The organism is Paenibacillus xinjiangensis (assembly GCF_059686975.1).
The window spans coordinates 17,885-42,781 of sequence record NZ_JCAALS010000019.1; the positions used below are offsets into that span (position 1 = coordinate 17,885).

A 24,897-nucleotide genomic window follows, 5' to 3' on the forward strand; every position below is an offset into this window, starting at 1 on the left:
CATGAAGCGATTAACGAGGCTTATTCACGGCGGCATTCCCATAGATCCACATACAGGGGCGGTAAGTGTGCCGATCTATCAATCAAGCACCTATAAGCAGGAGGATGTTGGGGTTCACAAAGGCTATGAATATGCCCGGACAGGGAATCCTACTCGTCATGCCTTGGAAGAATTGATTAAGGATCTGGAGGAAGGGTCAAGGGGCTTTGCCTTCAGCTCAGGGATGGCAGCTATACAAGCTGTGCTGATGCTGTTCAATTCTGGCGATCATCTGTTATTCAACGATGATGTATACGGAGGCTCCTACCGAATTGCGACGAAAGTGATGAACCGGTTAGGGATAGACGTTACGTTCGTGGATACAACAGATCTATCTGAGGTGGAGAAGGCCATCCAGCCGAACACGAGGGCACTGTTCATAGAGACTCCTACGAATCCTCTGCTCAAAGTGACAGATATCGAGGCTGCTGCCAGACTGGCGCATGCACATCAGCTGCTCCTGATCGTCGATAATACATTCAGCACGCCTTATCTGCAAACGCCGCTGGCCTTGGGTGCGGATATTACGGTACATTCTGCAACCAAGTATCTTGGTGGACATAGCGATGTAGTTGCTGGTCTAGCTGTCGTGAATACGATGGAACTTGGGGAGAAGCTGCATTTTGTGCAAAATGCAACCGGCGGCGTACTCGCTCCTCATGATTCGTGGCTGCTTATTAGAGGGATGAAGACACTTGGGCTGCGGATGGAGGCACATGAGAAGAATGCCAGAGAGATCGCCAGCTATTTGTCGAAGCATCAGAGCGTTCGGAAAGTGTATTATCCCGGTCTTCCTGACCATCCTCAGCACAGTCTTGCGTTGCGGCAGGCGAGAGGATTCGGGGGCATGCTGGCATTCGACATTGGCAGCAAGGAGAGGGCGGCGGATATCGTCAAGAAGCTTCGTTACTTCACACTTGCGGAGAGCTTGGGAGCGGTAGAGAGTCTCATCTCGATACCGGCGAGAATGACTCATGCCTCGATTCCTGAGGAGCGGCGCAACAGCCTGGGTATCACGGACGGACTAATCCGTATATCTGCCGGAGTTGAAGATATCGATGATCTGATTGGAGATTTGGCAGAGGGTCTGGAAGGATAACTGTGCTCAGGCGTTGGATGTTAGCTGTTGAAATTGAAAAACAGTTGTGTTAAGCTTCTCTATACTTTAATGAATGGAGTTGAAAAGCATAATGTAATATTTCTTGCGATTCTATAAAACAATAAAAAGCGATTATTTCGCATGTTTATTTTTTATACGCAAGAAAGTTACTTATCTTTTCACTCAAACGATATCCTTATCTAGCCCGTAGTGGGCTTAGATTTGCTGTATTTATTTGAGCTACAAGAAGGTAACTTTCTTGTAGCTCTTATATTTATGGTATTGGAGGATGATTTCATGTCATTAATTAATGTTGCAAACCTGACTTTTGCCTATGATGGCAGTTACGATAACATATTTGAGAACGTAAGCTTTCAGATCGACACCGATTGGAAATTAGGTTTTACGGGGAGGAACGGCAGAGGAAAGACGACTTTTCTTAATCTACTGCTTGGCAAGTATGAATACAGCGGATCGATCTCTGCGCAGGTAAGCTTCGACTATTTCCCATTTCATGTAGAGAATAAGGAGCTTAATACGATCGATATCATCAGCGACATCTATCCCGATTATGTGCACTGGGAATTGATGCGAGAGCTAACATTACTTAAGGTGTCTGAGGATGTGCTGTATCGGCCCTTCGAGTCCTTATCTAATGGTGAGCAGACAAAGGTGCTGCTAGCTGCGTTGTTCCTGAAGGACAATAGCTTCCTATTAATCGATGAGCCTACCAATCATCTGGATATGGCTGCAAGAACGCTTGTCAGTCATTATCTGAACACGAAATCCGGGTTCATCCTCGTGTCTCACGACAGAGCCTTTCTGGATAACTGTGTCGATCATATCCTTGCAATCACTAAGACGAATATCGTTATTAGGCAGGGTAATTTCTCTGATTGGTGGGAGGATAAACAGAGACAAGATCAGTATGAGCTGGCAGAGAACGATAGGCTGCGCAGAGACATTAAGCACTTGTCGGAGTCTGCTAAGCGTACGAGCAATTGGTCTCACGAGGTAGAGCGAACGAAGAATGGCACAAGAAATTCAGGCTCTAAGGTAGACAAGGGATACATCGGACATAAGGCTGCGAAAATGATGAAGCGTTCCAAAGCGTTAGAGCACAGGCAGCATGCCGCTATGGATGAGAAATCCAAGCTACTTACCAACATTGAAAGCTCTGAGAGCTTGAAGCTTACACAGCTTCCTTTTCATAAAAATCAGCTTGTAGAGCTCGACAATGTATCGATTGAATATGATAAGAAGGTGGTTTGTCAACAAATAAGCTTCAGTATTGAGCAAGGTGATCGAATTGCTCTTTCAGGTAGGAACGGCTCAGGCAAATCAAGCATTATCAAGTTGATATGTGGTGAGGATATTCACTATACGGGTACCTTCAGAAAAGGAAGTCAGCTGAAAATATCGTATGTTTCACAGGAAACCTCGCATTTGCAAGGCAATTTAACGGACTATGCTAGAAATCACGACCTCGATGAGAGTCTATTCAAAGCGATCCTAACCAAATTGGATTTCTCCAGAGTGCAATTCGAGAAGGATATTGCAGCTTTCAGCGGTGGTCAGAAGAAGAAGGTGCTGCTGGCAAGAAGCCTCTGCGAGAAAGTGCATTTGTTCATTTGGGATGAACCGCTTAATTATATCGATGTTATTTCTCGCATGCAGATTGAAGAGCTGCTGCTGGAATATTCACCGACTATTCTGTTTGTAGAGCACGACCGTGAGTTCTGCAGCCGTATGGCAACGAAGCTCATTAAGCTCTAAATCTAGCTTTAAGCGTATGAGAAACTCATCCACTAGTAACACTAATGGGATGGGTTTTTTGTATGGCATTAGGGTACGTACATACGAAGGGGAATTGGAATGGAAATAGCAGTATGGGTCTTAGTCATCGTTATTGTTCTCGCGCTATCCTTTGATTTCATTAATGGCTTCCATGATACAGCCAATGCGATTGCAACGGCAATCTCAACTAGAGCATTAACCTTACGAACGGCCATTATTATGGCAGCGGGCATGAACTTCCTGGGAGCCATGCTGTTCACTGGCGTTGCCAAGACGATAGGCGGCAGCGTCGCGAATCCAGCTGATCTAGATAATGGGATTGAGATTGTCATTGCTACGCTCATAGCCGCTATCATCTGGAATCTAGTCACCTGGTGGCTCGGCATTCCATCTTCATCCTCTCATGCGCTAATTGGCGCACTTACGGGTGCTGTATTCGTAGGGGCAGGGTCAGACATGGTGAAGTGGGGCGGATTCATCAGTATCGTCAAGGGCTTGCTGCTCTCACCGTTGATCGCCTTCGCGATCGGATATGTCGTTATGACGGTTCTGAAGTGGATCTTCGCACATCGCAGTCCGCACTCCATCAATAAGGGCTTCCGCACCATCCAAGTGTTCACGGCGGCTCTGCAATCCTTCACACATGGGACGAATGATGCGCAGAAAGCGATGGGGATCATTACGTTCGCACTTGTTACGGCAGGAGCACAAGATACGCTCGACGTGCCTCTGTGGGTCAAAATCGCTTCGGCATCTGCGATGGCGCTAGGCACTTCCATTGGCGGGCGGAAGATTATTAAGACGATGGGAACGAAAATATTCAAGATCGAGCCCATTAATGGCTTCGCGGCAGATATTTCAGCGGCGAGCGTTATTTTCTCCGCTACATTATTGCATCTGCCAGTTAGTACGACTCATGCGATTACATCAGCGATTCTGGGGGTAGGCTCAGCCAAGCGCTTCTCCGCAGTCAATTGGTCGCTTGCTGGACAGATTGTATTGACATGGTTCATCACTATTCCAATATCTGCCTTGTTGTCTGCTCTTATATTTAAGGTGCTGTTCTAGAATTGATGAACATAATAATTATTATGTTAACTTTGTATGAATGACTTTGTTTGAGGTACAGATAAGCTTCATAGGTCAATGACCAACTCAGCCTAGTAAGCTGACTTTTTTGTTGTCGCCAAATTCAGATTCGAACATGATAATATGGCAATAGATGCCTTATTTACTTCAGTATTAGAGAATAAATCAGAGCTAGAAAGAGAAGAGGAGATTACAGACCATGCAGGTGCCAGATAAAACCTATAATACTGCGGTGGAAGCCACCCTTGAAGTGATTGGGGGCAAGTGGAAGCCTGTTATCTTGTTTCACTTGACGTTCGGCAAGAAGCGGAATGGAGAATTCTTACGATTAATGCCAGGGATCTCACAGAAAGTGCTAACCCAGCAGCTTGGGGAACTCGTTGATGATGGCATTGTGTACCGTATTTCTTATAATCAAGTACCACCAAAAGTGGAGTATGAGCTGACGGACTATGGATGGAGCTTGAAAGCTATTCTTCATCTCATGTGCAGATGGGGCGATGCGCATATTGAAAGGGTGTACGGCGATAGGGGAAGGATATTGTTCGAAGCCCCTCTGTCGGATGAATAAGGTACCATTAACCGGTCCCTTTATTAGAGGAACCGGTCATAGTCCTAGTACTATTGAATTAAGGAATGATCTTTCGATCGCGGAAGTCTTGAAAAATGTCTATAAACATTTTTTCGGTATCTACGTAGTCATGGAAGCCGAAGCGGCGCGCTTTGGAGCTGTCAGCGAAAAAGTCGTAATCCCAAGAGAACACAAAATCTCCGAACTTCCACGAGGAAACATCCTTATAGCTATTATTCATTAAACTATATTTCTCCACCATGGAGCGCCATAGCTCCTCCTTATCAGCCATAACAACATCTAACGTCATCGGCAGTGGCGGGGCAGTCTCGAGTTCGAAAAATGCTGCAATTTTCGGCCAAAGCTCATTCCATCGGAATAAATCTCCGTTCGTAATATTGAATGCCTGATTCGCACACCGTTCATCCGTTGCCGCCCAGACTGTCGCGTGAGCGAGTAAGGTCGCATCCGTCATCTCTAGCAGCGTATTGTAAGCTCCTGGCTTCCCGGGAAAACGCAGTGGTATTCCGAGCTCCTTCGACATGGAAGCATAGATGGCGATAACCATTGCGAGGTTCATCGGATTGCCTAATGCAAACCCACTGACGACAGATGGACGAAGGGCCGACCAAGTCCAACTGCTTCTGGGTTGACGGCTTTCAAGGAATTGCTGCTGATCAATATTGAATTCTGGAGGCATGTGGTTCGCATCTGTCTCCCGCGCAGGCGTCTTGAAGGGACCTAAATGTGCACCATACACCTTATAGCCTTGCATTAGGCTAATGTGCTGCAGGTTGTAAGCGATCGGTTCAATTGCATTGACCACGTTAACGAGCATAGCCAGATTGGGTTCAACCAGTTCGGCCCATGTAGGGCGATCCTGATAAGCAGCGTAGAAAATATGAGTAACGTCGGTAACACTGCCAAGCTTTGCGCTTGTATCCTCTTCATTCAGCAGATCTACTGCCACATACCTGACCTTACCGGAGTCTTCTCCACCACGCCGCGATACGCCTATGATATTCCATTCAGGGAGGGTTATCAGATAATCGATGAGATTCCTTCCGATTACTCCATTAGCTCCAACGACAAGAGCCGTTTTAGTTGAATTCGTTGCTTGTTGTATCATAGGTAATTCCTCCTCTGCTTTATGATGGTTATTGTGAGGCAGAAGAGTAAATCTGTGAAGTACGCACTTTGAACTCCTATAGTTACTTGAAAGTAATATTTAACTGTGGATGGAGGGAATGAGTCGACACGGTATTTTATGCTTCTCCCTTAAGCAATAAAGCAATAATCGACCTCGATGCAGCCGAGAGCGGGACACCGCGAAGTGTTGCGATACCAATATGGCGCTCTGGAAGGGAAGGCTTGAGTGGAATTTCCACAAGCTCACCACTGCTTAACTCCTCTAATATATAATTTCGAATGACGAAGGAGAGCCCGAATCCGCTTCGAGCGAACTGAACCAAGAGATCAATACTTCCCAGCTCGAACTCGGGCATTAGCGTAACACCATTAGAGGTGGCGTATTTGTCCAATGAACGTCTCGTGCTGCCTCCCTGCTCCAGCATAAGAAGAGGATAGTGATGGATGTCTTCGAGTGTTAATGCAGGGCCCTGCGCTAATCCAGCATAAGCCTTGCCGCCAACCAGACAGTCCTGGATTGAGCTGCAGAGATGGACATCAATCTGTTTATCCGATGCAGGCAAGCTGACAATTCCGAAATCGATAGCCCCTTCCTTGAGAAGGGAAATAGTCTCAGGGGTCGTTCGGTTCGTTACACGAATACGAATCTCTGGATATAGCTCGTGGAATTGCTCAAGAAAGGGAAGCAAATAGTGTTTGCACAGGGTATCGCTAGCGCCGATATTAATCTCACCACGCTGTAGGTCATGCAGATCAGCTAATGCCTTCTCGCCAATATCTACGTAATGGAAAGCTTTCTCTACATACTCGAATAGTACCTCACCCTCGGTCGTTAGCTTGACGCCTCTTGCTGTGCGGAAAAATAAAGCTCCTCCAAGCTTCGCTTCCAGCTGCTTGATGGTATGGCTCACAGCTGGCTGCGTGATATGCAGCTGTTGTGCTGCACGAGACAAGCTGCCTGTCCTTGCAGTCCAGTAGAAAACGCGATACCATTCCAAATTCACTTCCAATACCATTACCTCACTTTATATCAGATATTAGTAATATCAATTATTCTAATAAGTTTATTGCCATTATAATAAGCCATGTAATGGAAAACAAGCTGGGAGGCGGAGTATTTGACTGTAACCGCAATCGTAGGTGCGAATTGGGGAGACGAAGGCAAGGGGAAGATGACGGATGTTCTAGCTGCACAATCCTCTTATGTGGTTCGTTATCAAGGTGGAAGCAATGCAGGGCATACCATTATCAACGACTATGGCAAATTCTCGCTGCATATGCTGCCCTCTGGCGTGTTCTACCCGAATGTGACGAATATTATTGGTCCAGGAACCGCTGTAGATGTGGAAGTGCTGCTCGGAGAATTACAAGAGCTCGCCGCTAGAGGTGTTCCAGAGCCGAAGCTGATTATCTCAGAGCGTGCACAGGTGGTCTTGCCCGTGCATCGACTGTTCGACGAGCTCGAGGAAGAACGTCTCGGCGCACAGAGCTTCGGTTCGACGAAGCGTGGGATTGCACCATTTTATTCGGATAAATATGCGAAGCTGGGTATCCAGATAGGTGAGCTCCTTCACCCTAACCGGTTGAAGGAACGATTGATTCAAATGCTTGCCAGCAAAAATGTTCTGCTGCAGCATTTGTACGAACAGCCTCCGATTGAGCTGGATTCTTTACTCACATATCTACTAGAGCAAGGTAACGCTGTAGCATCATTCGTCGGCGATTCGACGGCTGTCTTGCATAATGCCTATAAGTCGAAGCTGCCCATCTTGCTCGAAGGGCAATTGGGAGCACTGCGTGATCCAGACCATGGCATTTATCCCTATTCGACTTCTTCATCCACACTGGCGGGATACGCACCAGTCGGAGCCGGGCTTCCACCCTATGCGATTACGGAAGTCATTGCGATCGTTAAAGCTTACTCCAGCTGTGTGGGCGCGGGGCCGTTCGTCTCTGAGATTCAAGGAAACGAAGCAGATGAGCTTCGACGCCTTGGCGGCGACGCGGGGGAATATGGAGCAACGACTGGGCGACCAAGGCGTATGGGATGGTTCGACGCAGTAGCCACGCGATATGGGTGTATGCTGCAAGGGGCAACAACAGCAGTATTGACCAATCTTGACGTTCTTGGCTATTTGGAGCAGATTCCGGTATGTGTAGCGTATGAGCTGGAGGACGGCAGTAGGCTGGATCACTTCCCTGTGACGTCAATCCTGCATACAGCCAAGCCTGTTCTTCATTATCTGCCAGGCTGGGGCTGCGATATTTCTCAGATTAAGCGATATGAGGACCTGCCTGAGAACGCCAAGAGCTATATCGAATTTGTACAATCTGCTATTGGGGTGAATGTCTCATCGGTGTCCGTTGGTCCAAGACGGGAACAAGTCATTCATCGTTAAAATGCCAAATTACGGACATGCAAACATACGTTCTATTTTGTTTATTTTGACCATTATTATAGAAAAAGCTGCGTTTTGCAGCTTTTTTTCGTTGAATATGCTGCCGTTTCATTATAAAAACTAGGTGTCATTGATCAATAAAATGCCCTAATTTACGGACTAAGAACATACGTTCTACTCTTTTTTTAATTAGGCCTCTTCAGAACTCCTGCTATAAAAGAATCTTATTTGAACAAGAAAAGGGTGAATTTGGAAGTGTGTGATGATATCATTAGTCATATAAAGCGAATCGCGTGATCGTAAGGAGGATACACAAATGACAGCAATCGAAGCAGGAATTATTCTACAAGGTAATGACATTGTTCTGCGCTATGCTCATGAATCTGATGCTGCTGCCTTTTATGAATTGATGCAGAATGCAGAGCTAACTAGGCTTACGGGGACGCAGCAATCGTATAGTTATGATGAAATCGTTCGTTGGATCAATCGAATTGCTATTCCAAGTGAAGAGCGGATCGACTTGATGATCGTATCGAAGGAGACGAACGAGCTGCTTGGGGAGGTTGTATTGAATGAGATTGATTCCATGAATCGCAGTGCTAATATTCGTATTGCTATCGGGGAGAAGCATACAGGCAAGGGCTTCGGATCAGAGGCGATGGCTCTCATGCTAGGGCATGGATTCTATACGTTAGAGCTACACCGGATTCATCTAGGTGTCTTCGCGTTTAATCCAAGGGCAATCCATGTCTATGGGAAGCTCGGATTCCGTCAGGAAGGCGTACAGCGTGATGTCCTGTTCGCATCAGGGCAATATCACGATATGATCATGATGGCCATACTCGAGGATGAATACAATGAAATGACGAAACGACAAAAGAGGAGCAACAATGATGCAGCTGAATAAAGCCACTATAGAGGATTTAGAAACCGTCTGTAGATTAGACAGTCTAATCATGGGCAACCAGAACAGGCGTATTATGCTCGCAGCAGCAATTGAGCGGAATGAGTGTATCCTAGCAAGACAAGAAGGGGCTGCAGTTGGATATGCCACCTTTGATTTATCCTTTTTTGGATACAGCTACATATCGCTAGTCATCATACATCCGGAATACCGAAGACTCGGTGTAGCCTCGGAGCTTATCAGCTATATCGAGGACAACTGCCTCACGGAGAAGCTATTTACTTCCACCAACGAATCTAATCTTGCTATGCAAAAGGTATGTGAGAGATTGGGCTATACGAGAAGCGGTGTCATTGAGAACCTGGATGAAGGCGATCCTGAACTCATTTATTTCAAAAGAGTAAGCTCGCCTAACTAATATTGATGGCATAGAACGGAGGAGGCTTCCAATGGATTTTAAAGCGCTTACTATGTTTCGTAATACGATTGCTGAAATAAAGAAATTGCAAAAAACACCCGATTCCATGCTTGTAGAACCGATTGCTGAAGGGAAATGGTCGATTAGAGAAATCATTGGGCATCTTTATTATTGGGATAAATTCAATCTGGAGCATGTGATTCCAGCCATGAGTAATGGCGCTCATCTGCCAGCCTATCCAGATCATGATCTGCATAATGAAGAAGCCATCCGCTACATAGAGAAATTCGACTCCGTTAACAGTATCATTAATCAGTTCGCGGACACTCGTCATTCCTTAGTAGAACGTATAAGCGGAATAGATCCAGAGGCCATATTTACAATTGGTGAAGAGCATCACACCTTCTCAGCAACAATTTTTTTAGATATTTTTGTTGAGCATGATCTTCATCATTTGAAGCAAATTGCCACCAAGCTGCAGCAGCCCGCGAATGATCTTCTTCAATCCATTACATGGCACGAGAGAAGTAATGCACTAACCGAATTATTAGACAGTAATCATCCCTATCAAACCTTGGCAATGGTTTCTGGACTGGAGGCAGAGGTAACTCAGATTAAACATGGTGATACCCTTATGGTGCTGAAAGTATGGAATAAGCAATCCAAGCCTGATATCTACAAACAATATCATTTGCTGGATCAGATGTTTAAGCAAGGGCTGGCTGTGTCACAGCCGCTCGGATGGGGGGAGGATGTCGATCGCAATGCGGTATTACTGATGAGCTTCGACGGGAATCCGTTAAGTAAGGTTAATTCCACTGTATGTAATAAGCTTGCGACCATTCTTATGGATATCCATCAATTGCCGCTTACAACGCTTGATCCTTCCACCCTGCAGCTCTATGATTTTATCAGCTATTTCTATCCAGCTGTCGATAAGCAGGAGGATATCTATGCTGTACTTCATCCGCTTGTGGAACAATGTGATATTACTCAGAATAACATCATTCACGGTGATTATAATCTCGGCAATATTGTTGAGGGAGCTAACGGTTATACGGTCATTGACTGGACGAATGGGCAGCTTGGTGATCCAAGATTTGATATCGCCTGGTCGGTATTTATAATTAACATATACATCGGGCCACGGTACGGGAAAATGTATCAGGACGCCTTTGCCGCAAGACATAGCTATTCGACAGACGAGCTCGAGAGGTTTGAAGCTCTTGCCTGCTTGAGATGGCTCTTACTCTATAGAACCGTGGAGGCTCTTCCTAAAAATAAACAAACCTTACCAAGGATCGTTAGCATACTGAAGAGCAATGCTTATCTAAATACGCATGTGTTGTCCCATGAAACCAGTCTAGCCTAGCTCGTAAGGTGAGACGCAAATAACCCCTAACCGAATCATACAGCTGGTTAGGGGTTATTAGGTATTGATTCCTTTACCTCATGTTACATATGTGCTTGGTACAGCCATTTCGACTCATTTTATTTAGTATGGCCGCGGTTGTGGCTGTGGTTGATTCGATTCACTCTGAACAGGCATATCTTGTTCCATATACGTTTTGTGACAGTACATATGGGATATACGCGGGATCATGACGGTCTCGCCAGCTTGCAGCTGATGCGGGTTAGCGATATGAGCATTAGCTTCTTCAAGAATAGGGTACGGCATGTTGTACATGTGTGATACACTCTCTAAGTTCTCTCCTGCTTGCGCTTGATGTTGAGCGAAGTACATGTCATTACGCGTGTCGTCTTCCCGGAAGAACGGAAAGAAAAAAGGGGAAAAGAAGAAGAAAGGAAATAAAGCACGCCTAGGGAAAAACGGATGACGAAAGGGACGGAACGGACGGCGGAAGCCGCCTCCACCAAAAGGGGTAAACGCACGATTCATTTTAACAACCTCCGTTAACATAGTCATTTGACTATTTACTCTATGTGTTGGAGTCATAATTGGTTCATGAATAGGTCAGGATTTCACAACTGAAAGTGATCTAGGCAAGCTTCGACATGCCTAGATCATTTGCTGTATACCACTATAGAGATCTAATCACTTTATCAATCATGCCGTATTCTACCGCTTCATCTGCGGACATGAAGTAATCACGGTCCATGTCTTTCTCAATGCGTTCTAACGGCTGTCCTGTCCGCTCAGCAGCGATCTGATTCAAGGTTTCTCGAATGCGGACGATCCTTCTCGCACTTATCGCGATATCGCTGGCTTGCCCTTGAGTGCCTCCATGAGGCTGATGAATCATAATTTCACTGTTCGGAAGCGCTGTGCGCTTGCCCTTGGCGCCTGCCAGCAGCAATATGGCAGCGAAGGAGGCAGCAAGCCCTGTACATATCGTATGCACATCGGGCTTAATGAATTGCATCGTATCGTAGATTGCGAAACCAGCCGAGGTTGAACCTCCAGGGCTATTAATGTACATGAAGATATCCTTCTCTGGGTCTTCAGCGGTGAGGAATAGCAATTGTGCAGTAATGCTGTTCGCAATCTGGTCATCGATTGCAGAGCCAAGGAAGATAATGCGATCCTTCAGCAGACGGGAATAGATATCATAGGAGCGCTCGCCGCGGTTCGTCTGTTCAACAACATAAGGGATAGGGATACTCATTGTTATAACCTCCATGGGGAATTGGTTTGCTTTCTCCTTGTAAACGAATAAACACTGCTATAAGATACGGCTTATAGAGCATTAGCACATCATTCAGAATCAAGTTGGATGTCGCGTATCTTTTGAACAGCTTCATTCGTTTATGAATTAAGGAATATACCGTTGAAGGAGGATGCGGCATGACGAATGAGAACAGCAAGCAGATCCAGCTCGCAGTATACCGTTACTGCTTATCGATAACAGGCTCTAATTGGGACGCCGAGGATTTGGTTCAAGATGCATGGGTGAAGGCATGGGGGATGTTGAAGGAGAATAAGCATGCGAACCCCGAAGCTTTGCTGATGAGGATTGCTCGGAATACGTGGATTGACCAAGCACGAAGAAACAAGGTGTTCACTAAAATAAGCAGATCTGAGAAACCACAAACGGTTACTTGGCCGGAATATGGTTCTGTAGAGCTTGAACATGCGTTTCAGTCTCTCGTTAAGCACTTATCCCCGCTCCAGAGGACCGTGTTCCTGCTGCGCGATGTGATTGGCTATTCCATAGAGCAGACAGCGGCTAGGCTCGGGATGTCAGAGGGTGCAATCAAGGCTGCCTCGCATCGGGCACGTCAGTCCCTAGGAGCTGTTCGAGATGAGCTCGAGCGGAGTGAGGAAGCAGCACCTGTAGATGAAGGGATGAGGGATTATATCCGAGCGATTGCTTCCGCTTATCAGTCAGACGATATGGATACACTAATAGCGTTAGCTCAAACTGATGGAATACCGCCCACAGTCGTTGCCGGAAGATTGCTTGGGAAAGTGGTTAATACAGCGAAGCAGCCAGCTATTCGTATGGCTGCTTAATAGACGAATGCATGACAAGGAAGGCCTGAAAACAGCTGGATTTGAATGACATGGTGGAAAGGTGATATAAGTATAAAATGAATATCAAGCGTACAAGGGGTTCCTCGTTGAGAAGAAATCACTGATTGAAGAGATTGAGGTAGTAATTTCTGAAGCTGGAACCGAACAAAATGGGTGGCCTTTTGGTATGTATTTAGTGATAAATGCCGACAATCCCAAGAAAAGGGGTTGTCAGCATTCTCATCTTGAATTAGTTTACAACGAATTCAATTACAATTGGAGTCGCTGGATCGAGTGTGTCTCCATCAGGAATAGTGATTTCAGCAGTGGTAACAGTTGAAGTATCAGCTGATTGGATCTGAGCATTAATATAAAGATTATAATATGCAGGTGCAGTTGGAAAGGCTGTGGCAGCAGCACCGGCATCATTGGTGGTGGCAGTAGCAAGAATATTATATGCAACGCCGACACCTGTACCGTCTCCTGCTGTAGCAGTAAATCTTCTGGCAGCCATAAAGGGTTTGACAATAGCCATAGTTCTCACCCCCTTTCTCAGTATTATTATATGAAAGTTACTAAGAAGGTTGAGGGCTTATCAATTGATAGAAATACACCAATTTTATGAGACTTGAGCAATGAATTGCATGATATTTACTATAATTGGTGAACCTGCATAAATAATGTTTCCTTGGGGGTAGAGATTTAATGCATTTGGATTTACGCTATATATGCTGCCTTCTTGCAATATCCCGTTAATGAAAAGATAGTTACAACTATTTATGCCCAAACTTGGAAAGGAAGTAATAGAATTTCCATTATCATCTGTGAACAGACTAGCTGAAATAATTATAGGGTCAGATAGTACTAGATCTGAAAGCGGAATATAAAAGAATCTATCTATCGAAGGTATAATGGTGACATCGGGCAGCGGACCAGGAGGTCCTTGTTCACCCTGAGGTCCCGGTGCCCCTTGCAACCCAGTAGGCCCCTGTACACCTTGAGGTCCCGGTGCCCCTTGCAACCCAGTAGACCCCTGTACACCTTGAGGTCCCGGTGCCCCTTGCAACCCAGTAGGCCCCTGTACACCTTGAGGTCCCGGCGGTCCTTGCAACCCAGTAGGCCCAAGTTCACCACGAGGTCTTTGCGGTCCTTGTATTCCTGGTGGAACTAGAATCGGAACATTAACTTTCTTTTGTACACATAACTTCTTTCGTACACACAACTTCTTTCGGATTAGCTTACATTTTTTTTTAGTGTTTTTCCTTTTCAGGGAACAAACGAATTTATTCCTTGTAAATAATATTACTTTTTTTCTTTTCTGTGTACGACATTTATGCTGTCTCTTTTTATGGGTTTTAAAGCATTTCAAATACAAACACCTCCCTGTACATTATGCAGTATGCAGAGCCAATTCTTCATGGATAGGCCGTAATTTCGATAAAATATTCCTTATTTCTCCTATGCCTATATTATGTCATCAATTAGTTAGATGAATGGACCATTGTCAGATAATTAGTAGACTGAAACCTATCTTCCCTAAAATAGGCTTGGTAGGCAAGGAGGAAGTATTAGATTAACCAACGGTAAGGTAAGAGAAGTTACGGAGTTAGCAGCAGTAGCAGAAGAGTCTTCTACTATAACCATTGATGAACTGGCGGAGGATGAACTTGAGCTGTATGCGACTATTCATTGCCGTGGAACGGGACTGTCCGAAGAGGGGATTCCAAGCATTGCTGCCAACAATAAAGTGGTCTACAACCGACCAGGATGGATCTTCTACGTCGCTCGCATCAGTGGTCATCCCGCAGCAGTTGGCGTCATGTATTTCCATAACGGCATCGCCTCTCTAACCTTTGCGGCAACGCTTCCCGAATATCGTAGGCTTGGCCTGCAGCAGGCGTTATTGCGCAGAAGAATTAGAGAGGCCTGCGATCAAGGCTGTGGACTTGTCGTTAGCCAATGCACGCTGCTGTCACCGAGTCATCGCAATATGGAGCGGGTCGGAATGAGAATCGGTTCTGTGAGATCGACATGGACAGAACTGTAATTCAACTTCGACAACCATTGATCGCAGTATGGTTTACATAATAAATTTTATGTAACCTTTATTTGGGTAACTATATCATTCTGTTCCTACCGGAATTAACGGAAATATAGTTTTAACCAAAAAGATGCAGGGAAACGATTGTGCACGAAGAATCTAGTATATGGAGCATGAGAACGCTTACGCTTCAGATGCTGGGTCTATACTACTTTACTCACAGAGAGGAAGTTGAAGATGACTATTCTTGGCAATCGTACGATTACACAGATTGGTATTCTCGTACGTGATATTGAGGCTACGAGTCAAGCCTACGCTGACTTCTTCGGCGTAGACAAGCCGCAATGGTTCCTAACCGATACGCCAGAGGTTGCTCAGACGGAGTATATGAGGGCGAAGTCAGAAGCGAGAGCGAAGCTTGCATTCTTCGATATGGGTTCGCTGCAGCTGGAGCTGATAGAACCGGACCACCACCCTAGTACTTGGAGAAACTATTTGGATGAACATGGTGAAGGACCGCATCACATAGCCTTTGTTATTGAAGGAATGAAAGAAAAGATTGCATTAATGGAAGCTAGAGGGATGGCTTTACAGCAAAAAGGTGAATATACAGGCGGGCGGTATGCGTATATGGACTCTTTTCCCCAGCTTAAGGTACTTATTGAACTGCTCGAGAACGATAAGAATGAAGCGAGCGAATAATACGCTTAGAGAGGAACGGCCTAGATGAACAAAACGATTCTAATCACAGGAGCTAATCGGGGACTTGGCTTGGAGCTAGTAATGGAAGCGCTTGAGAGAGGGCATTCCGTTATTGCTGGCGCCAGAAGCTTAGATGCGAACAGCTCTTTATCGGCCTTGAAGACAACCTACCCGGAACGATTAACGATCGTGACGTTGGATGTCGCTGATGAGTCCTCGATCGCAGAGGTTGCGGATGCGTTGACTATTAACGATCACTCAATCGATGCGATCGTGAACAATGCTGCAATACTCGCTGGGCGGGATAAGTCCATTGAACAGCTGGATATGGAGCAGCTCTCGTTATCTTTTGAGATCAATGTATTCGGCTCCATTCGAGTAGTTAAGCATCTGCTGCCTCTCATGAGACAAGGCGGAGGAACGATAATCAATATTTCCTCAGAAGCGGGAAGCATAACGAACGCTTATGGCGGCGACTATCCCTATGCGATGTCCAAGACCGCTCTCAACATGTTCTCCCAGCAGCTTAAGCATGCCGTGAAAGCAAGAGACATTGCTGTCTATGCCGTACATCCAGGCTGGATGCAGACGGATATGGGCGGCAGTAGTGCGCCTACCCATCCTCGTCAAAGCGCGGCAGGCATTATCGATCTCATAGAAAGAAAGGTTGTAACGGATACGACCTTCATCGATTACAAAGGAAATGCTATGCCCATTTAGATCATCCGTATAAAAGGAGCTATCCCTATAGTGAATACTCGAACGATTGTTGCAATTGTTGGCGATTATTATCACGCGGAGAGTATCATCACAGAAGCGATTGAGCATAGCTTAGCCTCATGGATTAGAAGCGGGAATGTACACATTCGTTATACCTCTGTAGAGCGATTGTCAGTGGAGCTGGAAGCGAAGCCGGATGCCGTTATCTTATTTAAGGATGATAAGCTGAATCCTTCGGATGACCATTGGTTAACGGAGGAGATCGAGCAGCAAATGTTAGCTTACGTTCATGAAGGCGGGGGCTGGCTTGCTTGGCATTCGGGTCTTGCTTCTTATCCGGTTGATGGTGCTTATGTATCCATGACACGCGGGTACTTCGATTATCACCCAGAGCAGACTCTTGTTCGGTTCGAGCCTGTTCAGCATACCGTTGATGATGCAGTAGCTGCAGATTCATCAGTAGCTTTCGAGTCCTTCGAAGAGCAATATTTCGTTCAGTGTGACGAAGAGAGCACTACCGTCTTCCTGAAGACCTCATCTAAGGACGGAGAATCCATCGGAGGCTGGTCGCATCCTTACGGTGATGGACGTGTATGCTGCTTAACCCCTGCACATAATCAGGCAAGCTTACTGCTGCCAGAGATGGCTAGGCTGCTGGAGATCTGTATTCGATGGTGTGCAAGAGCAGACTAACTTAGCTGAGCTGAGTAACACTACAAACCCAAAAATCCTCTAGCCTATCGTTTCACTCAAGAGTGACAATGGGCTAGAGGATTTCTTTTGTCCATATGGTTAAGTGTAAGCTACCATTCCGTATCCCATGCGCTTGCATAAGCGCTAAGACGACTGCTCTCGGTATTAGATGCTTCATAGCTCCGTTCTCTGTACGCTTCATTGCGTCTAGTGCCAGAGCCTAATCGTGTATCCACATCCATGATGTTAGCGAACATTTTGCTTTCCTGTCTTCTGATTTTGCGGGCTTCTTTTCGTTCCTGAGCAGTCTCGAATAGCTTAATCTCCTCATCTGTTTCTGGGAGAACCTCGGGTACAGGTGTTGGCTTGCCATCCTCGCCAAGTGCAACGAAGGTCAAGAAGGAGGTTGCGCACACTTTGCGTTCTCCAGTGAGGAGATCTTCTGTAATGACGCGAACGAATACCTCCATTGAAGTTGTATGCGCCCAAGTTACGAAGGCAGACAGACATACAGCGTCGCCTTTGCGAACAGGGTGGAGAAAGTCAACGGAGTCAGTCGATGCAGTAACAACCGGGTTACGTGCATGTCGAGTTGCGGCAATAGTGGCTACATCATCAATATAAGCCATTAATTTGCCGCCAAATATCGTACCATGATGATTCGTATCCGGTGGCAAAACAATGGAAGCTTTAATCGTATAGGATGCACTCGATGGTTTGCGCGAGCGCCTGTCAGTTGGGGTAAACATATGATTTCCTTCTTTCGGGTGTTTGATGTACAATGCTACTGAACTAATTTACACCCGAATGATGAATAGGTAAAATACATATATCGAATGGTTTTCATTCCTTTTAGCTATAACAGAAACTTGCGGAGGCCTGCGCATATGGATTTTCGACATTTGAAATATTTCACTGCTGTCGCTCAGCAAGGCAGCTTCACGAAAGCAGCTGAGGTGCTGCATGTCAGTCAGCCCACATTGTCTAAGATGGTAAGACTGCTTGAAGAGGAGCTCGACTGTATCTTATTCGATCGATCGGCGAAATCCATTAAACTAACCGATGCAGGGCAGACGATTCTGCGCTCATCGCAGCAGATTCTGAAGTCGATGGACAACATGACCGATGAGCTTAATGATCTCATGATGCTTCAGAAGGGAACGCTTCGTCTGGGCATTCCCCCTATGGTGGGCGGGCACTTCTTCTCTTCTATCATTGAGCGGTTCCATTACGTATACCCCAATATACAGATGAAGCTGGTCGAGCAGGGTGGAAAGCGCATTGAGGCGGATATCAAGAGCGGTGAGCTGGATGCTGGGCTTGTTATTCTACCAGTAGAAGCAGAGGATTCTTTTCACTTTCAGTCCGTTATGAACGATAAGCTCATGCTGGTTACAGATCCTTCCCATCGGCTGGCTGGAAGAGAGCGTGTGGATCTCATGGAATTGGAGCATGAACCGCTCATATTGTTCCGTGAGGAGTTCAGAGTGCATCATCTCATTAAAGACGCTTGCAGAGCGGAGGGATTCGAGCCTGAGGTTGTGTTCGAGAGCTCCCAATGGGATTTCATGACGGAGATGGTATCTGCGAAGCTAGGCATAACACTACTTCCTAATCGAGTATGCCGATCTCTTGACCGGGAGAGATTCAGGATCATTCAACTGGAACGTCCTGTTATTCCTTGGAGACTGGCCATGATCTGGAGTAAGGATAATTATATATCGTTCGCAGCAAGAGAGTGGATCAGTTTCGTTCAAGCAGATACCACTGACGCAGATACGGTTTCCTACTAGCGACTCCTTCTCGCTCCATGCATTTGCTAGTATAATAAGTGTCACTACTGTCAATTAAAGGAGACCAGACGTGACGAAGCCGAGATTATTCATTGGTTCTTCTAGAGAGGCGATCAAATATGTGAATGCCATACATAGAGCGCTACATTATTACGCAGAGGTAACTCCGTGGCATGCAGGCACGTTCAAAGCGAATGATTATACAATAGATGCACTTGAGCGTCAGCTTCAGGCAAGTGATTTTGCAGTATTCGTGTTGGCATCGGATGATATCGTGTTCATGAGAGGCAAATCGTATTTGGCTCCACGGGACAATACGGTTTTTGAGATGGGCATGTTCTGGGGTAAGCTTCGACGAGAACGGGTATTCTTTCTTATACCGGAAAGTGTACCTCATGAGCGAGAAGGGCAAGCTATTGATGAGTTTCATCTACCCTCTGATCTACAGGGATTAACGGTCCTGCATTATGAGCAGCGCTCAGACAACAATTACGATGCCGCTGTCAACTTAGCTTGTGATGAGGTTATGAGCCGAATTCAAGCGCTCGGTTTATTCAAAGATCCGGTACAGCTGCTTCAGCAACAGGTAATTGAGAAGAAACGTCGACAAAATCTGCTTCATTTTTTTTATGAATTCAACAAAAACACGTTCAATAAGCCTAACCACTATGAACAGATGTATGAAGCGATTCGCATAGCCTATGATCCATCACCACTGGAGGGCTACCGCGTTACGGGTGCAGCCATCTGGCAGGCTGAAATGGACGGAATGCGACAAATCGCAGGAAACGTTGGCAAAGGCCGGTTCTTTCCCTATCATACGAATGAAGGCAAAGCCGAAGGGGAGTCCAAGGTGCTCGTCGTGGATGCGTTCCTGAATAGCACAATGAGATTCCTAAAAATGGGAAAGCTTGTTGCGACAGGTTATTTGCTGTGTTATCCTGTTGGTAAGGAATATGTTATAACGGTTCATCTGGCAGGCTCTCATGCAGCCTCAGAATTTGAGCTGGCACAGCTTGCGGATCATAATAGTGAGCTTATGGACACCATTCATTATTTGTTTGGAGGGGATTCACAATGAACAAGACGAATGGAAGCAAGGAGAAACTTGGACTTATTCGTAAATCTACATCTAAGAAACGTAATGAGGATTCGGTGTATATCGCTCCTTCGTTAGATGGAAGCGACAAGGAATATGTTGTCGTCTTTGAACGCAAAGCGGTATATAAGAAGCCATCCTATATTTAATCAATCATAATCTAATGAATATATACCCGGAGCAATCCGGGTTTTTTGCGGTCTATAGCTAGGAGGTGGCCTGTCGTTATGAAGATCGTAGTGGTGTCTGATACGCATATGCCGCGTATGGCCAAAGCCTTGCCTCCAAGACTTCGACAGGAGCTGGATGATGCAGAGCTAATCATTCATGCCGGTGATTGGACTAGTCTGAATGTGTATGCCGAGCTTTCTCGCTATGCGAAAATTGTAGGAGTTGCTGGGAACAATGATGGTGAATCAATGATTAATAAGCTTGGACATCAGAAAATAGTGACCTGTCATACGAAGCGTATCGGTCTCCTTCACGGTCATCTGCCATCTCCCAAAAAAACAGCACAGCAAAATGCCGTACAGGCCTTCTCTGCTTCGGATGTAGACGCAATTGTGTTCGGACATTCACATATACCGCTGCTTAAGCATCACAATGGGATCCTCTTGTTCAATCCAGGATCGCCAACGGCTAAGAGGAAGCAGCCGCGGTACTCTTTTGGTATTCTAGAGATAGGCGAGGGTCCGATTCGAGCCAAACATGTTTATTACGACAATAAGGAATAATGAGGAACCAGGCTAATGCGAGTAATCAATCGCAGGCCTGGTTTTTTTTATAAGGTGAAAAGCTTATTGACATACCCCTATGGGGTATTATAAGATACAGTCATAAGGTTATACCCCCCTAGGGTATACGATACAACAGACAGAAACTGAGGTGGGTTATACGATGGACAATAAGCAAGCAACGTTAGAAATATCAGGCATGACCTGTGCCGCTTGTGCTAATCGGATCGAGAAGGGTTTGAATAAATTAGAGGGGATAACACAGGCTACTGTGAACTTCGCGTTAGAAACAACCCTTGTGGAATATAGCTCGGAAAAAATTGATGTCAGCGATATGATCAAGAAGGTCGAGCAGCTGGGTTACTCTGCGGTCATTAAAGTTGAAGAACAGAAGAGTGCTGACAGACGTCAACGCGAGCTGCGCAGGCAGATGGTGAAATGGATGAGCGGTGCGATCTTGTCATTCCCGCTTCTGTGGGCAATGGCTGGACATTTCTCCTTCACCTCGTTCTTATGGGTTCCAAGCCTATTCAACAATCCTTGGTTCCAATTCGCGCTCGCAACACCTGTTCAATTCTTGCTAGGCTGGTCTTTCTACAAAGGGGCTTATAAGGCACTGGCGAATCGAAGCGCGAATATGGATGTGCTCGTTGCACTAGGCACATCAGCTGCTTATTTCTACAGCTTATACTTAACCTTAACGTCTACTGGTCATGATTCACATGGTGCTATGATTGAGCTGTATTATGAAACGAGCTCCATACTCATTACATTGATTCTACTGGGCAAATGGTTTGAAGCTTTAGCGAAAGGTCGTTCTTCGGAAGCAATTAAGACATTAATGGGCTTGCAGGTGAAGACGGCGCTCGTATGGCGGAATGGTGAAGAGCTGCTCATTCCAATTGAACAGGTTGCGATTGGTGAACTCATTATGGTTAAGCCCGGTGAGAAAATACCAGTTGACGGTCAAATTATCGAGGGATCATCGGCAATTGATGAATCGATGCTGACTGGAGAAAGTCTCCCAGTAGACAAACGACCGGGAGACAATGTATATGGCGCAACGATTAATAAGAATGGCAGCTTCCAGATGAAGGCAACGAAGGTTGGCCGAGATACTGCGCTTGCTCAAATCATAAGAGTAGTCGAAGAAGCACAAGGCTCCAAAGCACCGATTCAACGGATTGCAGACCAGATATCGGGAATATTCGTACCGATCGTGGTAGGCATTGCGGCAGCAGCTTTCTTACTCTGGTACTTCTGGCTGGAGCCTGGGCAATTCGCTGGAGCGCTCGAGAAGGCGATTGCTGTGTTGGTCATTGCTTGTCCATGTGCGCTGGGATTAGCGACGCCCACCTCGATTATGGCTGGCTCTGGACGTGCGGCAGAATTCGGGATCTTGTTCAAAGGCGGGGAGCATCTGGAGACGACACAGCAGATTACAACCGTCCTGCTGGACAAGACTGGAACGGTTACACAAGGGAAGCCGACATTGACGGACGTTGCTGCATCACCGGCTTACACAGAGCATGAGCTGCTTGCTGTTGTAGGTGCGGCCGAGAATCGATCCGAGCATCCGCTTGCGGAAGCTATCGTCACGAATATTACGGCAAGAGGTATCCCGCTGCCTCAGGTTCAACAATTTGAATCTTTGCCGGGCTTCGGAATACATGCCGTCGTTGAAGGTAAGGAAGTACTCGTAGGAACTCGAGCTCTATTGCGCAAGTATGCGATTGAACAGCTGGATGAAGAAGCTTTGGCTAAAATGACTGAGTTGGAGGAGTCTGGTAAGACAGCCGTGCTCGCCGCAATTAATGGTCAATATGCCGGTCTTATTGCCGTAGCTGACACAATCAAGGATTCGTCTGTAGGAGCTGTTGCTAGAATGCGTGAGCTCGGACTAGACGTTGTGATGATTACAGGCGATAATGCTCGGACGGCTGCAGCTATTGCCCGTGAAGCTGGTATTGAGCATGTTATTGCAGAAGTGCTGCCTGAGGGGAAAGCGGATGAGGTCAAAAAGCTGCAAGCAGCAGGCAAGAAAGTCGCGATGGTAGGGGACGGTATTAATGATGCTCCCGCACTTGCGACAGCTGATATTGGCATGGCGATCGGTACAGGCACAGACGTTGCGATGGAAGCGGCGGATGTTACCTTAATGCGCGGTGACTTGAACAGCATTCCGGATGCGATATGGATGAGCAGAAGGACGATGAGTAATATTAAGCAAAACTTGTTCTGGGCACTTGCCTATAATGTGATTGGCATCCCTATTGCGGCTGCGGGCTGGTTAGCGCCGTGGGTGGCAGGTGCTGCGATGGCATTAAGCTCCGTATCGGTCGTTCTTAATGCATTAAGACTGCAGAGAATGAAGCTCTAAAGTGGAAAACTTGTCCTACCTCGTTCAAATCAGGTATTCTTAATAATAGCAGGCAAGCGATAACAACCGGAGGCTAGCGCTTCCGGTTGTTATCTTGCTTATAGTAGCTTATGCGTTGCGTAAGCTGGCTTCTAGGAAGGCCATCGTCTTCTCCCAGGCGTCTACAGCAGCCTCTGGATGATAGCCATCGCCCGTATCGTTGAAGAATGCATGCTTGGCGTTCGTGTAGATCACATAATCGAAAGCCTTCTCCTGCTGCTTCATCGCTTCAGCGAAATCCGGCACGAGAGAAGTAATACCCGTATCGAGTTCACCAAAGAAGCCAAACAAGGGGCTATGTATTCCAGCAGCAAGCTGAGCAGGAAGACGACCATAGAATACAACAGCTCCGTTAAGCTCTGGCTCAGCCGCGGCCAGTTCTGCGGAGATGGCGCCTCCCATACAGAAGCCTACGGAAGCAATCTGCCCCGAGCACAGCTCGCTGGAGTAAGGAGGTAATTCATGTTCTATATTGCGATTCTGGCTCTAATTGTCGTTTTGTTGTATATCTTTCTTATCTTCCCAACGCAGTGGTTGAAGGTAGAAAGGGTCAGCTTCAATGCAGGCCTCGGTCTCAAGATCATGCAAATTAGTGATTTACATGTGGAGAAAATCAGAATTAGCGCCAAGCGCATACAGAAGCTGATTCAGAGCGAGCAACCATCGTATATTGTTCTAACAGGGGATTTTACACAGAATGTACGTTATCTGTCCAAAGTGCAGCGCTATATCCATGCAATTGTCTCACAAGGTATTCCTGTATTTGCAGTCTTAGGCAATCATGATCACCGGCTGAAGGCGATGGAATTGGATAGGCTTATGATGATATTCAAGGCAGAAGGTGTTGAACTTCTGTCGAATCGGCATTATGATTGTGGAAAGTTCCATATGATTGGCATAGATGATTGGGGAACGAGACATAGCAAGGAAGATAAGGCCTATGGGAAGGCAGCACCTGACAAGCCGACCATCGTGTTGTCGCATGATCCGAATATCGTGCTTCACATGAAGCACAAGTATACGTATTTGATGGCAGGGCATTTCCATGGCATGCAGTTCCATGTGCCCTTCTTATTCGGGTTCATTAATAAAGGCAAGCTTGCTGCCAGCGGTGTCTACAAAGGCATGCATACCACCGAGAATGGCACCTTTTATATATCTAAAGGGATTAGTCAGGCCGGACCTAATGCTCGGTTCCTTATCCGGAGTGAAGTGACCCTTCATGAATTGTAAAGAGGAGAGGGTACAGATGGGTAAGCCGCAGGAGCAAGACAGCCATTGCCAGATCAAGCGAGTCGGAATCGTATTGGCCGTGCTGGAAGGCTATTATCTCATCGAGGTACACGGCAAGCAGCTCCGGATTCCGCACGAGAAGGCAGCAACAGATCTTATGGCCTCTGACAAAGTGGTATGGAACGGCAAGGTATGGATCATTACAGAATAGGATAAGAGGCGATTAGGATGAAAATGAAGGTGACAGCTGCCGCTACAGCCTGCTTCAAGCAGGAATGGGGCTTCAAGGACGAGGATAGCATACGCATCTATGTGAGATACAGCGGCGGAGGCGAGGATGCCTTCTCCTTCGGTATTATGAAGGATCAAGCGCGCTACCCACTCGTGTCAACAACTGCAGACGGCATCTATTTCTATATGGAAGAGAATGACGCATGGTATATGGATGGGAAGGATCTCACGATTGACCTTCGCCATGATAATATCGTATTCCTCCGGCACGATACACTGTAATAGCATAAGA

29 protein-coding genes are annotated in these 24,897 nt (G+C 46.3%); 21 read left to right on the top strand and 8 right to left on the bottom strand.

What is annotated here, in order from left to right; genetic code table 11:
- The first annotated feature begins 1 nt into the window (after position 1).
- From AC6ESP_RS18655 to AC6ESP_RS18670, 4 genes are all read left to right on the top strand, one after another.
- Positions 2 to 1,138 (top strand): bifunctional cystathionine gamma-lyase/homocysteine desulfhydrase, encoded by a 1,137-nt coding sequence (locus tag AC6ESP_RS18655; RefSeq protein WP_497098243.1) that lies wholly within the window; start codon positions 2 to 4, stop codon positions 1,136 to 1,138.
- A 297-nt stretch (positions 1,139 to 1,435) separates the two neighbouring features.
- Positions 1,436 to 2,914 (top strand): Lsa family ABC-F type ribosomal protection protein, encoded by a 1,479-nt coding sequence (locus AC6ESP_RS18660; RefSeq protein WP_497098244.1) that lies wholly within the window; start codon positions 1,436 to 1,438, stop codon positions 2,912 to 2,914.
- A gap of 99 nt (positions 2,915 to 3,013) precedes the next feature.
- On the top strand, positions 3,014 to 4,003 hold the full coding sequence (locus AC6ESP_RS18665; RefSeq protein WP_497098245.1) for an inorganic phosphate transporter: 990 nt from the start codon (positions 3,014 to 3,016) through the stop codon (positions 4,001 to 4,003).
- A gap of 220 nt (positions 4,004 to 4,223) precedes the next feature.
- Complete coding sequence (locus tag AC6ESP_RS18670) at positions 4,224 to 4,595, top strand: winged helix-turn-helix transcriptional regulator (protein WP_497098246.1); 372 nt, start codon at positions 4,224 to 4,226, stop codon at positions 4,593 to 4,595.
- A gap of 58 nt (positions 4,596 to 4,653) precedes the next feature.
- Here the strand turns inward: AC6ESP_RS18670 and AC6ESP_RS18675 are convergent, their stop codons facing one another.
- Both AC6ESP_RS18675 and AC6ESP_RS18680 read right to left on the bottom strand, forming a co-directional pair.
- Complete coding sequence (locus tag AC6ESP_RS18675) at positions 4,654 to 5,724, bottom strand: SDR family oxidoreductase (protein ID WP_497098247.1); 1,071 nt, start codon at positions 5,722 to 5,724, stop codon at positions 4,654 to 4,656.
- Between the two features lie 136 nt (positions 5,725 to 5,860).
- Positions 5,861 to 6,760 (bottom strand): LysR family transcriptional regulator, encoded by a 900-nt coding sequence (locus AC6ESP_RS18680; protein WP_497098248.1) that lies wholly within the window; start codon positions 6,758 to 6,760, stop codon positions 5,861 to 5,863.
- Positions 6,761 to 6,862: 102 nt separating this feature from the next.
- Here AC6ESP_RS18680 and AC6ESP_RS18685 point away from each other — a divergent pair, with 102 nt between their 5' ends.
- The 4 genes from AC6ESP_RS18685 (at position 6,863) to AC6ESP_RS18700 (ending at position 10,837) form a co-directional block, all read left to right on the top strand.
- Positions 6,863 to 8,143, top strand: coding sequence for an adenylosuccinate synthase (locus AC6ESP_RS18685; protein WP_497098249.1), 1,281 nt, complete (start codon positions 6,863 to 6,865; stop codon positions 8,141 to 8,143).
- Between the two features lie 316 nt (positions 8,144 to 8,459).
- The gene (locus tag AC6ESP_RS18690) at positions 8,460 to 9,050 is read left to right on the top strand and encodes a GNAT family N-acetyltransferase (protein WP_497098250.1); all 591 of its coding nucleotides are present in this window, start codon (positions 8,460 to 8,462) and stop codon (positions 9,048 to 9,050) included.
- Positions 9,037 to 9,465, top strand: a complete 429-nt coding sequence (locus AC6ESP_RS18695; protein WP_497098251.1) for a GNAT family N-acetyltransferase — start codon at positions 9,037 to 9,039, stop codon at positions 9,463 to 9,465. The genes AC6ESP_RS18690 and AC6ESP_RS18695 overlap by 14 nt, the downstream gene beginning before the upstream one ends.
- Positions 9,466 to 9,496: 31 nt before the next feature.
- The gene (locus AC6ESP_RS18700; protein WP_497098252.1) at positions 9,497 to 10,837 is read left to right on the top strand and encodes a phosphotransferase; all 1,341 of its coding nucleotides are present in this window, start codon (positions 9,497 to 9,499) and stop codon (positions 10,835 to 10,837) included.
- A gap of 123 nt (positions 10,838 to 10,960) precedes the next feature.
- On the opposite strand, the gene AC6ESP_RS18705 is transcribed toward AC6ESP_RS18700, so the two are convergent.
- A complete protein-coding gene (locus tag AC6ESP_RS18705) occupies positions 10,961 to 11,365 on the bottom strand; it encodes a LysM peptidoglycan-binding domain-containing protein (protein ID WP_497098253.1) in 405 nt (134 codons plus the stop codon).
- A gap of 142 nt (positions 11,366 to 11,507) precedes the next feature.
- The gene (gene clpP / locus AC6ESP_RS18710) at positions 11,508 to 12,092 is read right to left on the bottom strand and encodes an ATP-dependent Clp endopeptidase proteolytic subunit ClpP (RefSeq protein ID WP_497098254.1); all 585 of its coding nucleotides are present in this window, start codon (positions 12,090 to 12,092) and stop codon (positions 11,508 to 11,510) included.
- 179 nt (positions 12,093 to 12,271) lie between these two features.
- Here clpP and AC6ESP_RS18715 point away from each other — a divergent pair, with 179 nt between their 5' ends.
- Positions 12,272 to 12,940, top strand: a complete 669-nt coding sequence (locus tag AC6ESP_RS18715) for an RNA polymerase sigma factor (RefSeq protein ID WP_497098255.1) — start codon at positions 12,272 to 12,274, stop codon at positions 12,938 to 12,940.
- Between the two features lie 250 nt (positions 12,941 to 13,190).
- Here AC6ESP_RS18715 and AC6ESP_RS18720 read toward each other — a convergent pair whose 3' ends face one another.
- Together AC6ESP_RS18720 and AC6ESP_RS18725 are read right to left on the bottom strand one after the other, a co-directional pair.
- A complete protein-coding gene (locus AC6ESP_RS18720) occupies positions 13,191 to 13,475 on the bottom strand; it encodes a DUF4183 domain-containing protein (RefSeq protein WP_497098256.1) in 285 nt (94 codons plus the stop codon).
- A gap of 84 nt (positions 13,476 to 13,559) precedes the next feature.
- Positions 13,560 to 14,309 carry a DUF4183 domain-containing protein gene (locus AC6ESP_RS18725; protein ID WP_497098257.1) on the bottom strand — a complete coding sequence of 250 codons (750 nt, stop codon included), beginning with the start codon at positions 14,307 to 14,309 and terminating at the stop codon, positions 13,560 to 13,562.
- Positions 14,310 to 14,687: 378 nt separating this feature from the next.
- Here AC6ESP_RS18725 and AC6ESP_RS18730 point away from each other — a divergent pair, with 378 nt between their 5' ends.
- The 4 genes from AC6ESP_RS18730 to AC6ESP_RS18745 all read left to right on the top strand — a co-directional run bounded on the left by AC6ESP_RS18730 (position 14,688) and on the right by AC6ESP_RS18745 (position 17,096).
- A complete protein-coding gene (locus AC6ESP_RS18730) occupies positions 14,688 to 14,987 on the top strand; it encodes a GNAT family N-acetyltransferase (protein ID WP_497098258.1) in 300 nt (99 codons plus the stop codon).
- A gap of 231 nt (positions 14,988 to 15,218) precedes the next feature.
- Positions 15,219 to 15,683, top strand: a complete 465-nt coding sequence (locus tag AC6ESP_RS18735) for a VOC family protein (RefSeq protein WP_497098259.1) — start codon at positions 15,219 to 15,221, stop codon at positions 15,681 to 15,683.
- Between the two features lie 24 nt (positions 15,684 to 15,707).
- Positions 15,708 to 16,403, top strand: coding sequence for an SDR family oxidoreductase (locus tag AC6ESP_RS18740; RefSeq protein WP_497098260.1), 696 nt, complete (start codon positions 15,708 to 15,710; stop codon positions 16,401 to 16,403).
- Positions 16,404 to 16,433: 30 nt separating this feature from the next.
- A complete protein-coding gene (locus tag AC6ESP_RS18745; protein ID WP_497098261.1) occupies positions 16,434 to 17,096 on the top strand; it encodes a ThuA domain-containing protein in 663 nt (220 codons plus the stop codon).
- 110 nt (positions 17,097 to 17,206) lie between these two features.
- Here AC6ESP_RS18745 and AC6ESP_RS18750 read toward each other — a convergent pair whose 3' ends face one another.
- The gene (locus AC6ESP_RS18750) at positions 17,207 to 17,845 is read right to left on the bottom strand and encodes an acyl-CoA thioesterase (RefSeq protein ID WP_497098262.1); all 639 of its coding nucleotides are present in this window, start codon (positions 17,843 to 17,845) and stop codon (positions 17,207 to 17,209) included.
- Positions 17,846 to 17,983: 138 nt separating this feature from the next.
- On the opposite strand from AC6ESP_RS18750, the gene AC6ESP_RS18755 reads away from it, so the two are divergent.
- From AC6ESP_RS18755 to AC6ESP_RS18775, 5 genes are all read left to right on the top strand, one after another.
- The gene (locus tag AC6ESP_RS18755; protein WP_497098263.1) at positions 17,984 to 18,889 is read left to right on the top strand and encodes a LysR family transcriptional regulator; all 906 of its coding nucleotides are present in this window, start codon (positions 17,984 to 17,986) and stop codon (positions 18,887 to 18,889) included.
- A gap of 70 nt (positions 18,890 to 18,959) precedes the next feature.
- The gene (locus tag AC6ESP_RS18760) at positions 18,960 to 19,970 is read left to right on the top strand and encodes a TIR domain-containing protein (RefSeq protein ID WP_497098264.1); all 1,011 of its coding nucleotides are present in this window, start codon (positions 18,960 to 18,962) and stop codon (positions 19,968 to 19,970) included.
- Positions 19,967 to 20,137, top strand: coding sequence for a hypothetical protein (locus AC6ESP_RS18765; protein ID WP_497098265.1), 171 nt, complete (start codon positions 19,967 to 19,969; stop codon positions 20,135 to 20,137). Before AC6ESP_RS18760 ends, AC6ESP_RS18765 begins: the two co-directional genes overlap by 4 nt.
- A 78-nt stretch (positions 20,138 to 20,215) precedes the next feature.
- On the top strand, positions 20,216 to 20,722 hold the full coding sequence (locus tag AC6ESP_RS18770; protein ID WP_497098266.1) for a metallophosphoesterase family protein: 507 nt from the start codon (positions 20,216 to 20,218) through the stop codon (positions 20,720 to 20,722).
- Positions 20,723 to 20,885: 163 nt separating this feature from the next.
- Positions 20,886 to 23,102 carry a heavy metal translocating P-type ATPase gene (locus AC6ESP_RS18775; protein WP_497098267.1) on the top strand — a complete coding sequence of 739 codons (2,217 nt, stop codon included), beginning with the start codon at positions 20,886 to 20,888 and terminating at the stop codon, positions 23,100 to 23,102.
- Positions 23,103 to 23,210: 108 nt separating this feature from the next.
- Here the strand turns inward: AC6ESP_RS18775 and AC6ESP_RS18780 are convergent, their stop codons facing one another.
- Positions 23,211 to 23,612 (bottom strand): dienelactone hydrolase family protein, encoded by a 402-nt coding sequence (locus AC6ESP_RS18780; protein ID WP_497098356.1) that lies wholly within the window; start codon positions 23,610 to 23,612, stop codon positions 23,211 to 23,213.
- On the opposite strand from AC6ESP_RS18780, the gene AC6ESP_RS18785 reads away from it, so the two are divergent.
- The 3 genes from AC6ESP_RS18785 to AC6ESP_RS18795 are packed head-to-tail and all read left to right on the top strand — an operon-like array spanning position 23,604 to position 24,887.
- The gene (locus AC6ESP_RS18785) at positions 23,604 to 24,374 is read left to right on the top strand and encodes a metallophosphoesterase (RefSeq protein ID WP_497098268.1); all 771 of its coding nucleotides are present in this window, start codon (positions 23,604 to 23,606) and stop codon (positions 24,372 to 24,374) included. The genes AC6ESP_RS18780 and AC6ESP_RS18785 overlap by 9 nt on opposite strands.
- Positions 24,375 to 24,390: 16 nt before the next feature.
- Positions 24,391 to 24,585 (top strand): hypothetical protein, encoded by a 195-nt coding sequence (locus AC6ESP_RS18790; protein ID WP_497098269.1) that lies wholly within the window; start codon positions 24,391 to 24,393, stop codon positions 24,583 to 24,585.
- A 17-nt stretch (positions 24,586 to 24,602) separates the two neighbouring features.
- Positions 24,603 to 24,887: a HesB/YadR/YfhF family protein gene (locus AC6ESP_RS18795; protein WP_497098270.1), complete on the top strand. Its 285-nt coding sequence runs from the start codon at positions 24,603 to 24,605 to the stop codon at positions 24,885 to 24,887.
- Positions 24,888 to 24,897: the final 10 nt, after the last annotated feature.